13 protein-coding genes are annotated in these 13,495 nt (G+C 60.7%); 8 read left to right on the top strand and 5 right to left on the bottom strand.

Annotated features, from left to right (window positions below):
• Nucleotides 1–8 precede the first annotated feature (8 nt).
• Nucleotides 9–629, top strand: coding sequence for an imidazoleglycerol-phosphate dehydratase HisB (hisB, locus tag NW863_RS01660; RefSeq protein WP_414359343.1), 621 nt, complete (start codon nt 9–11; stop codon nt 627–629).
• On the opposite strand, the gene NW863_RS01655 is transcribed toward hisB, so the two are convergent.
• Nucleotides 612–1,238 carry a pseudouridine synthase gene (locus NW863_RS01655; protein ID WP_414364026.1) on the bottom strand — a complete coding sequence of 209 codons (627 nt, stop codon included), beginning with the start codon at nt 1,236–1,238 and terminating at the stop codon, nt 612–614. The two genes, hisB and NW863_RS01655, sit on opposite strands and share 18 nt — an antisense overlap.
• Before the next feature lie 112 nt (nt 1,239–1,350).
• Here NW863_RS01655 and NW863_RS01650 point away from each other — a divergent pair, with 112 nt between their 5' ends.
• Both NW863_RS01650 and recN read left to right on the top strand, forming a co-directional pair.
• On the top strand, nt 1,351–1,665 hold the full coding sequence (locus tag NW863_RS01650) for a hypothetical protein (RefSeq protein ID WP_414364025.1): 315 nt from the start codon (nt 1,351–1,353) through the stop codon (nt 1,663–1,665).
• A 72-nt stretch (nt 1,666–1,737) separates the two neighbouring features.
• The gene (recN, locus tag NW863_RS01645; RefSeq protein WP_414364024.1) at nt 1,738–3,429 is read left to right on the top strand and encodes a DNA repair protein RecN; all 1,692 of its coding nucleotides are present in this window, start codon (nt 1,738–1,740) and stop codon (nt 3,427–3,429) included.
• Between the two features lie 39 nt (nt 3,430–3,468).
• On the opposite strand, the gene NW863_RS01640 is transcribed toward recN, so the two are convergent.
• Both NW863_RS01640 and NW863_RS01635 read right to left on the bottom strand, forming a co-directional pair.
• Nucleotides 3,469–4,176: an ABC transporter ATP-binding protein gene (locus NW863_RS01640; RefSeq protein ID WP_414364023.1), complete on the bottom strand. Its 708-nt coding sequence runs from the start codon at nt 4,174–4,176 to the stop codon at nt 3,469–3,471.
• Complete coding sequence (locus tag NW863_RS01635; protein WP_414364022.1) at nt 4,173–4,991, bottom strand: ABC transporter ATP-binding protein; 819 nt, start codon at nt 4,989–4,991, stop codon at nt 4,173–4,175. The genes NW863_RS01640 and NW863_RS01635 overlap by 4 nt, the downstream gene beginning before the upstream one ends.
• Nucleotides 4,992–5,222: 231 nt before the next feature.
• Here NW863_RS01635 and NW863_RS01630 point away from each other — a divergent pair, with 231 nt between their 5' ends.
• From NW863_RS01630 to NW863_RS01615, 4 genes are all read left to right on the top strand, one after another.
• A complete protein-coding gene (locus tag NW863_RS01630; protein ID WP_414364021.1) occupies nt 5,223–6,476 on the top strand; it encodes an ABC transporter substrate-binding protein in 1,254 nt (417 codons plus the stop codon).
• Between the two features lie 135 nt (nt 6,477–6,611).
• A complete protein-coding gene (locus NW863_RS01625) occupies nt 6,612–7,742 on the top strand; it encodes a quinone-dependent dihydroorotate dehydrogenase (RefSeq protein WP_414364020.1) in 1,131 nt (376 codons plus the stop codon).
• A 12-nt stretch (nt 7,743–7,754) separates the two neighbouring features.
• Nucleotides 7,755–8,642 (top strand): photosystem I biogenesis protein BtpA, encoded by an 888-nt coding sequence (btpA, locus tag NW863_RS01620; protein WP_414364019.1) that lies wholly within the window; start codon nt 7,755–7,757, stop codon nt 8,640–8,642.
• Nucleotides 8,643–8,691: 49 nt separating this feature from the next.
• Nucleotides 8,692–9,810 (top strand): diguanylate cyclase, encoded by a 1,119-nt coding sequence (locus tag NW863_RS01615; protein WP_414364018.1) that lies wholly within the window; start codon nt 8,692–8,694, stop codon nt 9,808–9,810.
• On the opposite strand, the gene NW863_RS01610 is transcribed toward NW863_RS01615, so the two are convergent.
• Nucleotides 9,780–10,637: a vitamin K epoxide reductase family protein gene (locus NW863_RS01610; protein WP_414364017.1), complete on the bottom strand. Its 858-nt coding sequence runs from the start codon at nt 10,635–10,637 to the stop codon at nt 9,780–9,782. The two genes, NW863_RS01615 and NW863_RS01610, sit on opposite strands and share 31 nt — an antisense overlap.
• A 37-nt stretch (nt 10,638–10,674) precedes the next feature.
• Nucleotides 10,675–12,435 carry a DNA mismatch repair endonuclease MutL gene (mutL, locus tag NW863_RS01605; RefSeq protein WP_414364016.1) on the bottom strand — a complete coding sequence of 587 codons (1,761 nt, stop codon included), beginning with the start codon at nt 12,433–12,435 and terminating at the stop codon, nt 10,675–10,677.
• Nucleotides 12,436–12,748: 313 nt separating this feature from the next.
• Here mutL and NW863_RS01600 point away from each other — a divergent pair, with 313 nt between their 5' ends.
• Nucleotides 12,749–13,411 carry a DUF3386 domain-containing protein gene (locus tag NW863_RS01600; RefSeq protein WP_414364015.1) on the top strand — a complete coding sequence of 221 codons (663 nt, stop codon included), beginning with the start codon at nt 12,749–12,751 and terminating at the stop codon, nt 13,409–13,411.
• Nucleotides 13,412–13,495 lie beyond the last annotated feature (84 nt).

The following is a 13,495-nucleotide window of genomic DNA, read 5'->3' as shown; positions in this document are numbered from 1 at the left end:
TGGTTCCCATGACTGCCCTAGATTCCACGTGCTCGCTCCAGCCCAGAGTGGCTTTTGTTCACCGTCGCACAGCAGAGACGGACGTGCAGGTTCGCCTCAACCTCGATGGCAAGGGGCAGCACGAGATCGACACGGGGATCCCCTTTTTGGACCACATGCTGGCCCAGCTCAGCACCCATGGGCTGATTGATCTCCAGATCAAAGCGGTGGGGGATCTGCACATCGACGATCACCACACCAACGAAGATGTGGGCATCGCGTTGGGACAAGCCCTAGCCCAGGCGCTGCAGGATCGGCGCGGCATTTACCGTTTTGGCCACTTCTGGGCGCCTTTGGATGAGGCCTTGGTGCAGGTGGTACTGGATGTTTCCGGACGCCCCCACCTCAGCTACGGCCTGGAGCTAACTGTGGAGCGCATTGGCCGCTACGAAACCCAGTTGGTGCGGGAGTTTTACCAGGCAGTGGTCAACCACGCCCAGCTGACCCTGCACATCCGCCAGGCAGCCGGCCTCAATGCCCACCACATTGTTGAAGCCAGTTTCAAAGCCTTTGCCCGCGCTCTGCGCATGGCCGTAGAGCGGGATCCGCGCCGACAGGATGGGATCCCCAGCTCAAAAGGGGTGCTGTAAACTTAGCTCCCGCTTCAGCTGGGGACGGCGTGGCTGGCCAAAACAACACTGCCGCAGGCGGGCCAACTCCGCCTCACTGAGATCCTGCCACTGGCCGGGAGCTAGTCCCTCCAGCGAGAGAGGGCCCAGCCGCACTCGCACCAATCGCAGAGTTGGGATGCCGACAGCGGCGGTCATGCGGCGCACCTGGCGATTGCGACCTTCCTGCAGCGTCAGCTCCAGCCAAGTGGTGGGGATGGAGCGGCGAAAGCGAATGGGCGGATCCCGCGGTGGCAAGGGTGGCTCTTCGGTGAGAACCCTCACCTGGGCAGGGCGGGTTTTCCGCCCCTGGATGATCACCCCTTTTTCCAACTGTTGCAGAGCCTGCGGCGTGGGGATCCCTTCCACCTGCACCCAGTAGGTGCGCTCGTGGCCAAACTTGGGATCGATGAGGCAGGCGTTGAGGCGGCCATCGTCGGTCAGCAGAAGCAGACCTTCGCTATCTCGATCCAACCGCCCCACCGGATAGACCCTGGGCACCGGGATGAAAGACTTGAGAGTTGGCCGCCCCTGCCGGTCGGTAAATTGGGTGAGCACGCCGTAGGGTTTGTAAAACTTGAGGTAGCGCATGGCAAAAGGGTGGATCCCGTCTTTTAAGGTTGGGCAGAGCAGCTTCAACGGTAAGATCAAGCCTTGAGGGCAGCGTTTCCCCCTGGCGGCAGAGTTTGACGGATCTCACCTCATGACGATAGACAACAATCTACTCTGGGTTTTAATTGGAACGGCAGGGCTCTCCCTTCTCAGTCTGGTGTACGTGTGGGTGGATGAGGGGATCAAACGGCGCCGCTACGAGCGGCAAAAGCAGGAAGAGGCTGCCCAAGCTGCTGCTGCTGCCCCCGAGCCCACCGCCACAGAGCCAAAAGCCGAGCTCGAACCCTCCGCCTCTCTCCAGGAGGCAGAGGTAGCGCCTAATACACCCAATGCCCCAGCCGCTACCTCCGAGCCGCTTGCCGATACCGCCGCTAGAACAGAGGAGACGCCGGAGGCCACCCCTTGAAGCTGCTCTTCCCCCGTTCTGCCTAAGTCGGCAGGTGGGCTAACCTGAGACAGGACGGCCAACGGGATCCCTATGTTGCGCCTGTTGCGGATCGAGAACTTCGCCCTCATCGAGCACTTGGAGATCCCCTTTCGGGCGGGGCTGAATGTACTCACGGGAGAAACAGGGGCAGGCAAATCTATCATTCTCGAGGCTCTCGATGCCGCGCTAGGGGGGCCAGCTCGCACTCTGCGCAGCGGCAGCGAGCGAGGCCTAGTGGAAGCCGTTTTCCAGCCCACGGCCGCCCTGGAGGCCTGGCTAGAGCAGGAGCAAATTGAGCCTTTGGAAGAAGGCCTGGTCTGCAGCCGCGAGCTGGGGGTGCGCAACGGCAAGCTCAGCAGCCGCCTGCGAGTCAACGGGGTGCTGGTGAACAAGGCTCAGATGCTCAGCCTGCGCTCCCACCTGATGGAGATCACCGCCCAGGGTCAGACAATCCAGCTCCAGTTGCCCCAAACTCAGCGCCGCTGGCTGGATGCCTTTGGCGGCGAAGAGCTGTTGCGCCTGCGCCTAGAGGTGGCAGCTTGCTACCAAACCTGGAGCCAGCTCAAAGCAGAGATAGCATCCCGCCAACAAAACCAACAACTGCGGCTGCAGCGGCTGGATCTCCTGGAGTTGCAAGCCCAAGAACTGGCTGCCCTGCGCCTAGAGGATCCCGACGAGCTGACCAAATTGGAGCGGGAGCGGGAGCGCCTAGCCCACTGCGTGGAACTGCAGCAGCAGAGCTATGCCGTCCACCAACTGCTCTACCAAAACGACAGCGGCTCGCCGGCTATTGCTGACTTGTTGGCCCAAGCCGAGCGGTTGCTGCAGAGCATGGCTCAACGGGATCCCGACCTAACTCCCCTCCTCGAACTGGTTAGCAGCGCCCTCGTTCAGGTGGAGGAGGCCGGACGGGAGCTGCTGCGCTACGGCGAGACCCTGGAAGCAGATCCCAGTCGGCTAAACAAAGTTGAACGGCGCCTTGCCCAACTGCGCCAGGCCTGCCGCAAATACGGCCCCACCCTGGCCGAGGTGATGGCCCACGCGCAGCGGGTGCAGGCAGAGTTGGCCCAACTGCGGCACGAGAACACCGACTTGGAGGAACTAGAGGCGCGGCTAGACCAGGCAGCCCAGGAGCTGGAGCGCCACTGCCAGGCGCTTTCCCACCTGCGGCAGCAGGCGGCCCGGAAACTGGAAAAGGCCCTCATTGAGGAGCTCAGGCCCCTGGGGATGAGCGGCGTGCAATTCCAGGTGCAAATCCAGCCAGGATCCCCCACCGCCGAAGGGGTGGATCAGGTGAGCTTTTGGTTTAGCCCCAACCCCGGCGAGCCCCTGCAACCCCTGGCGGAGATTGCCTCCGGCGGCGAGATGAGCCGTTTTCTACTGGCCTTAAAGGCGGTGTTCAGCCGCGTCGATCCGGTGGCTACCCTGGTTTTTGACGAGATCGACGTTGGCGTATCCGGCAAGGTGGCGCAGGCCATCGCCGCCAAATTGCACCAGCTTGCCCGGAACCACCAAGTTCTCTGCGTTACCCACCAACCCCTGATTGCTGCCCTAGCCGATCACCACCTGCGGGTTTACAAAGTGGTGCAAGAAGGGCGGACCTGCGTGGGGGTGGATCCTCTGGGAGAGAGGGAGCGCCGGGAAGAATTGGCCCAACTGGCCGCTGGCCACTCCGCCCAGGAGGCAATGGGCTTTGTGGAAGCCCTTCTCAGGCAGGCAGTCCAACTGGCCAGCTCCGCCTAGCTCCCCTCCCCCTCGAAAGAGGGGCTGGGGGTGAGGGCCTCAACCTCCCAAAAACAGCTCCAGCACTTGGGGATTGCGCAACAGGTTGGGGCCAGTATCCTCAAAGCGGTTTTCTCCCATGGACAAGACGTAGCCCCAGTCCGCTATAGCCAGAGCCTGCTTGGCATTTTGCTCCACCATCAGGATGCTGACGCCAAGGCGGTTGATCTCCTGCAGGAGAGCAAAGGTCTGCTCAACGTACAGGGGCGACAGGCCAGCAGTGGGCTCGTCCAGTAACAACAGCCGGGGCTCTGTCATCAACGCCCGCCCCATGGCCAGCATCTGCCGCTGCCCACCGGAGAGGGATCCCGCCGCTTGCTTTCGCTTCTCTTTTAGGGGCGGAAACAGCTCATAAACCCGCTCCAGTTGAGCAGTGTAGTTATCGCGCCGGATAAAGGCCCCCATCTCCAGGTTTTCCTCCACCGTGAGGGAGGGAAAGACATTGTTGGTTTGGGGCACAAAGCCAATCCCCCGCCGCACCAGTTGCTCGGCAGGGAGATGGGTGATGTCAGAGCCTTGGAACAGCACCCGGCCAGAGTGGATGGTGGCCAGCCCAAAGAGGGACTTGAGCACCGTGGATTTGCCCGCGCCGTTGGGGCCGATGATGACCACAATTTGGCCCGGATTGACCTTGAGGCGGATCCCTTTGAGGATGTCCACGCCGCGGTAGCCGCTGTAGAGATCTTGAATCTCTAGCAAAGGGGTCATGGGGGGGATCCCTCCGGCGAGACGGTGGAGGCCGGCCCGGAGCTGAGAGCATCCGCCAGGGCAATGGATCCGAGATAGGCCTCACGCACGGCTGGGTTTTGCTTGATTTCCTGCATGGATCCCTGCGTCAGCACCCTCCCCCCCGCCATGACCACCACATGGTGGCAAAGGCGAGTCACCAGATCCAGGTCGTGTTCGATGATGCAGAAGGTGCAGCCGCGCTCACGGTTGAGGTACTCGATAAAGCACATCAAGTCCGCCAGCAGCGTGCGGTTGACACCAGCCCCTGGCTCGTCCAAGAGGATGACCCGCGCGTTCGCCATTAGAGTACGTCCCAGTTCCAGCAGCTTCTTTTGTCCGCCGGAAAGGTTGACCGCCAGTTGATCGCGTAGGTGGATGAGGTTGAGCCGTTCCAAAACTTCTTCAGCCCGAGCCTGAAGCTGGCGCTCTTGCCGTTGCACGCGTCGCCAGCGGAACCAGGTGTTGAACAGGTTCTCCCCCGCCTGCTCAGGAGGGACGACCATCAAGTTTTCTAGAACGGTCATGCGGCCAAACTCCCGCGGGATCTGGAAGGTGCGCACCAGCCCGCGGTGGAACAAGCGGTGGGGAGGCAGGCCGGTGACATCTTCCCCATCCAGCCAAATGCGGCCGCTGCTGGGTCGAATAAACCCGGCAATGATGTTAAAAAGAGTTGTTTTCCCCGCCCCGTTGGGGCCGATCAAGCCCGTGATCCGGCCAGCTTCGATGCGGAAGGAACAGCGATCCAGGGCATTGACGCCGCCAAACTGTTTGGAGATGTTGTCGATAACAATCACGCTGCTGCTCTGGGAAAACTCGATTACCCAATGGATCCGCCATTGTATGAACTTTTATCGTAGGATAGCGAGCCCTATTTAACCAAACTCGGGAATAGGTTTGCCAAAAAGCTACTCCTTGGGGGTTGGGCTGACTCTAGGAGGGAACTCTCCGAGGTAAGCCAACGTCTGCTTCTGTACCATCAACTTTTGGGAATCGCAGTTTTATTCCCTCATTGGAGGTTCTTGGTTATGTCCTCTGTGCACAAACTGACCCGGCGGGCCTTCGCAACGGCGGCAGCTCTGACGGCAGCGGCGCTGGCCACCACCCTGCTGCCGAGCACAGCTCAGCAAGCAGCCCAAACCCCGATCAAAATTGGAGCGCTGCTGTCTTTGACAGGCGACCTGCAAGCCTATGGGGAAAACTGCCTCAAGGGCATCAAGCTGGCCCTGGATCAGATCAACGCTGCTGGCGGCGTCCTCGGATCCCAAATCCAAGTGGTGGAGGCGGATGACCAAACCTCAGCCCAGCCGGCTATCGATGCTGCCCAGCGGCTCGTGAATGTGGAGAAGGTGGCCGCCATTATTGGTGCTTTGGGCAGTGGCGTTACCATCCCAGTGGCCACAACAGTAACAGTTCCCAGCAAGATTCCGCAGATTTCGCCCGCTTCTACTGCTCCCAGCATCACCACCTTGGACGACAATGACTTTCTGTTCCGCACCGTTCCTTCCGATGCTTTCCAAGGGGTAGCCCTGGCGCAAATTACCCGCGAAGAGAAGCTGGATCGCCTGGCGGTTATCTACATCAACAACGACTACGGCCAAGGGCTGGCCGACAGCTTCAAGGCAGCCTTTGAGAAGCAGGGAGGCAAGATCACCAAGGCCGTCCCCTACGAGCCCGGCAAAGCCTCCTACCGCGGCGAGCTGGATCAGCTCAAGGAAGGGGATCCCCAGGCCCTAGTGGTTATTGGCTATCCAGAAAATGGTGCGGTTATCCTGCGGCAGGCTTTGGAAGGGGGGCTATTTGACCGCTTTGTCTTCACAGACGGCATGCGCTCTCCCGATCTGGCCACCCAGGTGGGGGCGGACAAGCTTGAGGGATCCATCGGCACTTCGCCCCAGGCCCTCACCGATAGCAAGGCTTACCAGAGCTTTGCCGAAGCCTACAAAACTACCTACGGGGAGCTGCCCCCCACGCCTTACATTGACACCGCCTACGACGCCGCCTTCCTCTTAGCTCTGGCCATTCAAAAGGCCGGCAGCACCGATGGCACCGCCATCCGCGATGCTCTGCGGCAAGTGGCCAATCCCCCCGGCACCGAGATCCTGCCAGGAGAGTGGGCCAAGGCGGTGGAGCTACTCAAGAAAGGGGAGGACATTGACTACACCGGTGCTTCCGGCTCGCTGAACTTCGACGAGAAGGGAGACGTGGCTGGAACCTTTGCCCACTGGACTTTTAAAGAAGGAAAGATCGTGGATTTGCAGGTGTTTGAGCCGGAAGGCTAAGAGTCTTTAGGCCGGTGGTGCTCGGCTTGGCCGGGCCAGTTCCCGCCTAAGCTCAAAAGCGGGGGTCTGCAGAGGAGACTTTTGCAGGCCCCTGTTTTTTGGGGAAGATCAACAGGAGGGGAGCAAGTCTTTGCTGTGAACCTGTACCGAGATGTGCTGCGGCCCTTGCTTTTTTCGGGCCTGAGGGCTGACCCGGAAGCGGTCAAGGTGGGGCTCTTGCGCGCCCTGGAGTGGCTGGACGCCACCCAGGCTACCGGGATCCTGGCTCTTTTGGAGCGCCTGTTCTGCTATCGGGATCCCCGGCTAGAAGTACGGCTCTGGGGCCTCACTTTCCCCAATCCCATCGGCCTGGCCGCGGGCTTTGACAAGGATGGTCACGCTTTGGCCGTCTGGCCCAGCTTGGGCTTTGGCTTTGTGGAGGTGGGCACCGTCACTCCTCAGCCCCAGCCGGGCAACCCCAAGCCGCGCCTGTTCCAGTTGCCCCAGGATCGGGCTGCTCTCAACCACATGGGCTTCAACAACCAGGGGGCGGCAGCTCTGGCCGAACGGCTGCGCCGGCTGCGCCAACGTCTCATTCCCATTGGCATCAACCTGGGCAAAGGGAAGGCCACCCCCCTGGAGGCGGCGGCTGCCGACTACCTGGCCAGCTTTCGTCTGTTGCGGGAGCTGGGAGACTATTTTGTGGTCAACGTCAGCTCCCCCAACACGGCGGGATTGCGATCCCTGCAGGCTGCCGAGCAGTTGGCGCCCATCCTAGCGACGTTGCAGGGGGAAAATCGCGGACAGAAGCCCCTTTTGGTGAAGATTGCCCCTGACTTGGATTGGCCAGCAATTGACGCCATCCTGGAGCTGGCCCAAGCCTACGGACTGGCGGGGATTGTAGCCACCAACACTACCCTGCGCCGCGACAACCTGAAAACCCGCTTCCTGCCCGGCCTGGGGCCCCTCGCTACGGCAGCCGGCGGCATCAGCGGCGCCCCCCTGCGACAGCGCTCCACCCAGGTGATCCGCTACATTCACCAAGCCACCCAGGGGCAATTGCCGATTATTGGAGTGGGGGGCATTTTCACTCTGGCCGACGCCCTGGAGAAACTGGAGGCCGGGGCCAGCCTGCTCCAGGTCTATACCGGCTGGGCCTATGAAGGGCCAAGCCTAGTTCCCCGCCTGTTGCGCGGCCTGGCCGCTGCCAGGAATCCCGCCCCTTTCTCCTCGGAGAGAATGCCGCCAGGGATCCAATCCGGGCGTAAGATTGTTATGGATCCCTGAGGGAACTTGCCGGTGAACCTGCTGCAACACCTGTTCAAAACCCCCCATCCAGTTATTGGGGTGGTTCATCTGTTGCCGCTTCCCACCTCCCCCCGTTGGGGCGGCGACCTGGAGTGGGTGATCGCTCAGGCGGAGCAGGCTGCCACGGCCTTGGCAGCAGGAGGAGTAGATGGGATCCTCGTCGAGAACTTTTACGATGCGCCCTTTGCCAAGGAGCAGGTGGATGCGGCGGTGGTGAGCGCCATGACCGCAGTTGTCCAGCGACTGAAAATGCTGGTCTCCCTGCCCATCGGGATCAACGTCCTGCGCAACGATGGCTACAGCGCCCTAGCCATTGCCGCCTGTGTGGGGGCCCAGTTTATCCGGGTCAATGTCCTCTGCGGGGCGATGGTGACCGACCAGGGCATCATTGAGGGAAATGCCCACCGCCTGCTGCGCTACCGCCGCGAGCTGGGGGCCGACATCAAGATCTTTGCCGATGTGCTGGTGAAGCACGCTCAGCCCCTAAGTCCCATTAGCCTGGAGGCGGCTATCGCCGACACGGTGGAGCGCGGCCTAGCCGATGCCATTGTTCTCTCCGGCTGGGCCACCGGAAAACCGCCTCTTCTGGAAGATTTGAAGCTGGCCCGCCAAGTTGCCCCTCAGGTACCTCTGTTGATTGGCTCAGGGGCCACCGCCGAAAACATCGGCACCCTCATCCGCCACGCGGATGGCGTGATTGTGGCCAGTTCTCTGAAACGGCCGGCCCGTTCCGCCGGCATGCCGGTGGGCTGTGCGGATCCCTTTCCCCTCATCGACCCCATCCGGGTGCGGCAGTTTGTGGAAGCATTGCACCTTGGCCTGGGCGAACAGCCCGCCAATCCGGCTTGCCTGGCCACTCCCAGCTCTAGCTGCAGCTAGACCTCAGGGATAGAATTGGCATTACTTCGTCGTATCAGGGTTTCTCCTCATGTTGTCGGCTGAACTCGAAGGCTGGCAGCCTTCCCCCAGCTTGGTTTCCGCTCCCGTTGGTGGGACGGAGCCCTTGCCCTTGGAGGAAGTTTCGTGGAGCCACGTGCCGGCTCAGGTTCCCTGCATTTGGGTCATCGACGATGACCCGGTGAACGGTCGTTACATCGGCGAAGTCCTCAAAAGCTCCAACTACCGGGTGGAAAGCTGGGAAAGCGGCCAGTTGGCCTGGGAGCACCTGCAGACCCTGGATGAAAGCGAATGGCCGGATTTGATCATCTGCGACTGGGTCATGCCGGGTTTGTCTGGAGTAGAGCTCTGTCGCCGTCTGAAGCACTCCGCTGCCGGCCAGTTTGTCTACTTCCTTTTGCTCACCGCCCGCTCCGAAGTTGAGGATCGGGTGCAGGGGCTGGATGCAGGGGCGGACGAGTTTATCGTTAAGCCGGTCGAGGCTGAGGAGCTGCGGGCCCGGGTACGGGCGGGACTGCGCCTGCAGCGGCTCACCCGAGCTCTGGCCCAGGCCAACCGGCAACTGCGGGCCCGCAACGAGCTGTTGGAGTCTCTGTCTTTGACGGATCCCTTGACTGGAGCCTTGAACCGCCGCGCTCTCGACCAGGCGTTGCCCCATTTACTCAAGCAGGTGGGGCCCCGTGGGCAAGCCCGCTATCGCTATCTCTGCCTGCTGATGATGGATGTGGATTACTTCAAGCAGGTCAACGACACCTACGGCCACTTCATCGGCGACTGCGTGTTGCAGGCCCTTGTTGGGCGGCTGCACAATCAACTGCGTCCCTCCAGCCTGCTCTACCGCTACGGCGGCGAAGAATTTGTCTGCGTCACCCCTGGGCTCAACCCCGCCCACTGCCACCGCTACGCCGAGTCTCTGCGCCGGGCCATCGCCAGCCGGCCAATTGACGTTTCGCCCAAACGCAGCGTGCCTGTCACCATTAGCATTGGCGGGATCGTTATCAGCGAAGATGCCCCCTTAGATCCAGAAACTGCTCTCCAGCGAGCGGACGAGGCCCTCTACCAGGCCAAGCAAGCCGGGCGAAACTGTGTACGCCTCTTCCTGCCATCGCTACTGGAGAACTACTGTCCTCCGCCGGGCTCGAGAGGGTAGCCGGAAGCTGCCGCCAAGGCTTCCAGCGAGCGCAGCCCCACGTAGGTGCGGCCGTTGATGATCCAGGTGGGATAGCTGGTGATCCCTGCTTCTGTGCATGCCTGGGCTTGGGGCGTACCGGGACCGTTGGGGGAGCACTCCACGTAAGGCACTTGGGCAAAGGCCGACCCAAACAGCTCTTTCTGCTCCTGACAATGGGGGCACCAGTAGGCCCCGTACATGGTGCCGCCGATCTGCCGCAGGTGGGCCGCCAACCCTGCCGCCAGGGGGCTGGGGGGAGGAACTTGGTTGGCATACACCCCAATGGTGGTCACCAAGGTGAGAAAGCTCACGAGAATGTAGCTAAAGGCCAGCTTGCCCCAATCCAGCCAGCGGTGGCCCAGCAGGGTTACCGCCCACAGGCCGGCCACCAAGACTATGGCGGTGGTGCAATACAGACAAAATTGCCGCAGCACCCCCACCATCAGGTAGAGCATGTACATTTCAAAGGCGGTCATGGCGGAAACCAGACCAAACAGGGCCGGCCAGCGCCACCGCTTCACCAGCGGGATCCCATCCGGCAGCACCGCCAGCGCCAAGACCCCCAAAAACCCCAGCAGGCCAACTGTTGCCGTCGGGATCCCCAAAAACTCTGCCCAACGGCTGGAGAGCACCAGGTCGCACCCCCCATCCCCCGTGCAGAAAGCGGCAGGCTGATCGGTCAGCTTGGTGTAGGTGAGGTAGGCCGTCAACAGGGATCCCAAGCTGGCCAAGGTTGCCAAGATGGGACGAGCATGGCGCTGCAGCCAGGTCTCTTCTTGGGTTCTGAGTTTGAGGTAGAAGGCCATGGGGTTCTAGAGCGTTCCAGCAGATGGACACCCCCGATTATAGTGGGGCAGCGTTGGCCTCGTCCGTGGGATCCGAGGCAGAAGAGCCGGCTGAGCGCCGCACTTGGGCAGCAAACCTATCCCCCAGTGGCTCCAGCTCCAAAATAGATCCCATCTTGGAGTTGGAAATAGGCCGGTCGCAGATCCCCCAGCGGCGACGAAAGTAGCGGGCCAGATCTTTTTCGGCCAGAGCCAGATACACTGGCCGGCCATGGGGACAAGTGTGGGGATTGGCGGTGCGCTGCCAGGCCTCCAGCAACTGTTGCATCTGCTCCAGGGTAAGGGGGATCCCATTGCGCAGGGCGCCACGACAGGCCACCGCCACTTGAGCTGATTCGAGGTCAGCACAGCGGCTCAGCTCCAGGAGGGATCCCTGAATCTCCTTGGGATCTTCCGACCACAGGGCCAGAGGCAGGCGGCGCACCAGATAGGTGTTGGGGCCAAAGGGTTCCGGCTCCAGCCCTAATTGCTCCAACTGCTCCACGGCTTGGGGGGATAGTCCCTGCAGCATTACAGGTGTCTCCAGCTCCACCGGCTGCCAATGGCGTTGGATGTACTCGTAGCGCACCCGCTCGTGGGCCAGGTGCTGTTCCACCAGCCATAGCCCCTGAGGGTGCTCCGCCAGGATGTAGATTCGGTGCAGTTGGGCCAGGGCCCTAAGAGGGGGCAGGGAGGGAGCCGAGCAAGCGGGAGCAGCAGGAGCTGGGTTGAAGGGAAGATGGGGCTGCCGGCTGGCCTCATAAACCGACTTGGCCTCGCTGGCCCGGATGAGATGCACCGAGCGGCGGCTGGCTTGGCCAGATCCCGATTGGAGAAGAGCGTGCAAGTGCTGGCGCAATTGCTCCTGTCGGATCTCCGGATCCTGGAGATAGAGCTCGCTCTTGGCAGGATGGCGATTCCAGTCCACCTGCTCTGGCGGCAAGCGCAGGTGCACCACCACCAGCGGGTAGCGGTGGCGGGGCAAGGCGTGCTGAAAGACTGACTGGATTAGCCGTTGCCACTCCGGCATCTGCACAAAGCGCCCGTTGACGGCCACGCGGATCCAATCGGGGCGGGGGCGATGCAGACGATCCGGTAGGCCCAGCACCATTTCCCAATCGCTGTCCCCCTCTCGGATCCGTCGGTAGCGCAGATCCGAGGGATCCACCTGCGGTAACACTTGTAGCAGCAGATCTTGCAAAGACTGGCCCGGCCACAGGCTGAGCAACAGTTGCCCCTCCTGGCGCACCTGCCAACTCACCCAAGGATGGGCCAAGGCTGCATTCTGCACCAGTGTCAAGAGCGGGCGAGTCTGGGGCAGGGAGCGGCGGCGCAAGGGCCAATCGGCAAACAAATCCGCCACCGTGACCACCGTTCCCAAGGCCATGGCTGCTGGTTGCCTGTGGGTCAGCTCCCCTTGGCGGTCGTAGGCGGCCAGCCAGCCGTGGGCATCCGCAGCATGGCGGGTCTGAATCGTCAGGGATCCCAGGCGGGCCAGGCTGTGCAGGGCTTCGCCCCGAAACCCCAGGCTACGCCCATCTAACTTGCTGGTGGTGTGGCGGCGAGCCACCTGCTCCAACTCCGAACCTGGGATCCCTTGCCCATTATCGGCCACCCGCACCTGCCAGCGACTGGGCCAAATCTCTACCTGAATGCGGGTGGCCTGAGCATCGAGGGCATTTTCCAGCAACTCCCGTAGGGCCGCCTCCAGCGAGTCAATCACCTCTCCCGCGGCCATCTGGGCGATCCGCTCTGGGTTCAGGGGCTGGATTTTGGACATGGAGTGAGTTGAGAAAGCAGACCCTCTTCCTGCCAGCCTGTCGCCGAAAGGCCAACAGCGTCGAGCTTTAGCTTAGCTCTCTCTCTGTTGCCGGTGGACAGCGCCTTGCTAATAATTTTCATTAACTTCAAGGGCCCTCTCAGGCAAAGTGAAGGATTGCTGCTCTGCCCCCCTACCCGTTGGCAACCGCCAAGAGCTCCGAGAAAAAGAGAGCTGAGTGGGTGGACAGTTAAAGGAAGCCTTAAAATCCCAACCCCAGTCATCAGCCTCTACTAGGATTTAAATAATAAAATTTCTCATTAAGGGGGAGATTATGGTAGCACAGCAAGCTCGGGCCAAAGAGCTGTTTAGAGAGGCCTTTGAGAATCGCTACACCTGGGATAAGGACTTTCCTGGCTACCAAGCTGAGATAGCCTACTTTCCCAAAGAAGATGACAGCAGCCTCTCCTTCTCAGGAGTTGTGAGTATTGACCGCAACATGAAGATTGATATTGCCGGCGTCGAGGACGAGGAGATCCGCCAGAAAATAAGGGAACAGATGTGGGAAATCATGGTGCATCGCGTTCGTCATTCCTTCGACGAAGAACACGGTGGCCACACCTTTGTCTATGGAGAGCCACAAAATTCAGACATCACTGAAGTTCTTGTTTCGGGCTTATCTTCTACTGATAGGTACTGGGTTCAGGACAAGCACATTCAAAGGGTGCATCGCCATCTTGCCAATCGGACAATTACAGTCTCAGTTCAAGAGTTTTACGATACAGGTGAGGGCTACCTACCCACTCACTACACTGCTGAGTATGGTAGCCCAGGAACCGAAGAAAAAACTCAAGCAAAGATGATCTATGAAGATCGTTATCAAAAAATAGGTCGGTATTGGATTCCAATTGAGAGAAGAATTTGGCAAGAGCAGGATGGCAAAAAAAGTGCATCGCCTCAGCTTTTCCTCTTCTCAAATATTCGATTTTTCGAATAGCTGGGAAAATACAGCCTGTTAATTTAAAATAGGGTACAGGTTTTAAGAGGAAGGAGAGAAGGGAATGCCAACCCATTCTTTGGA

Origin of the sequence: Synechococcus sp. B60.1, assembly GCF_047462555.1 — a bacterium.
GTDB lineage: Bacteria > Cyanobacteriota > Cyanobacteriia > Thermostichales > Thermostichaceae > Thermostichus.
Note: the sequence above shows the minus strand (reverse complement) of the source record. Positions and strands in the feature narration are given on the sequence as shown.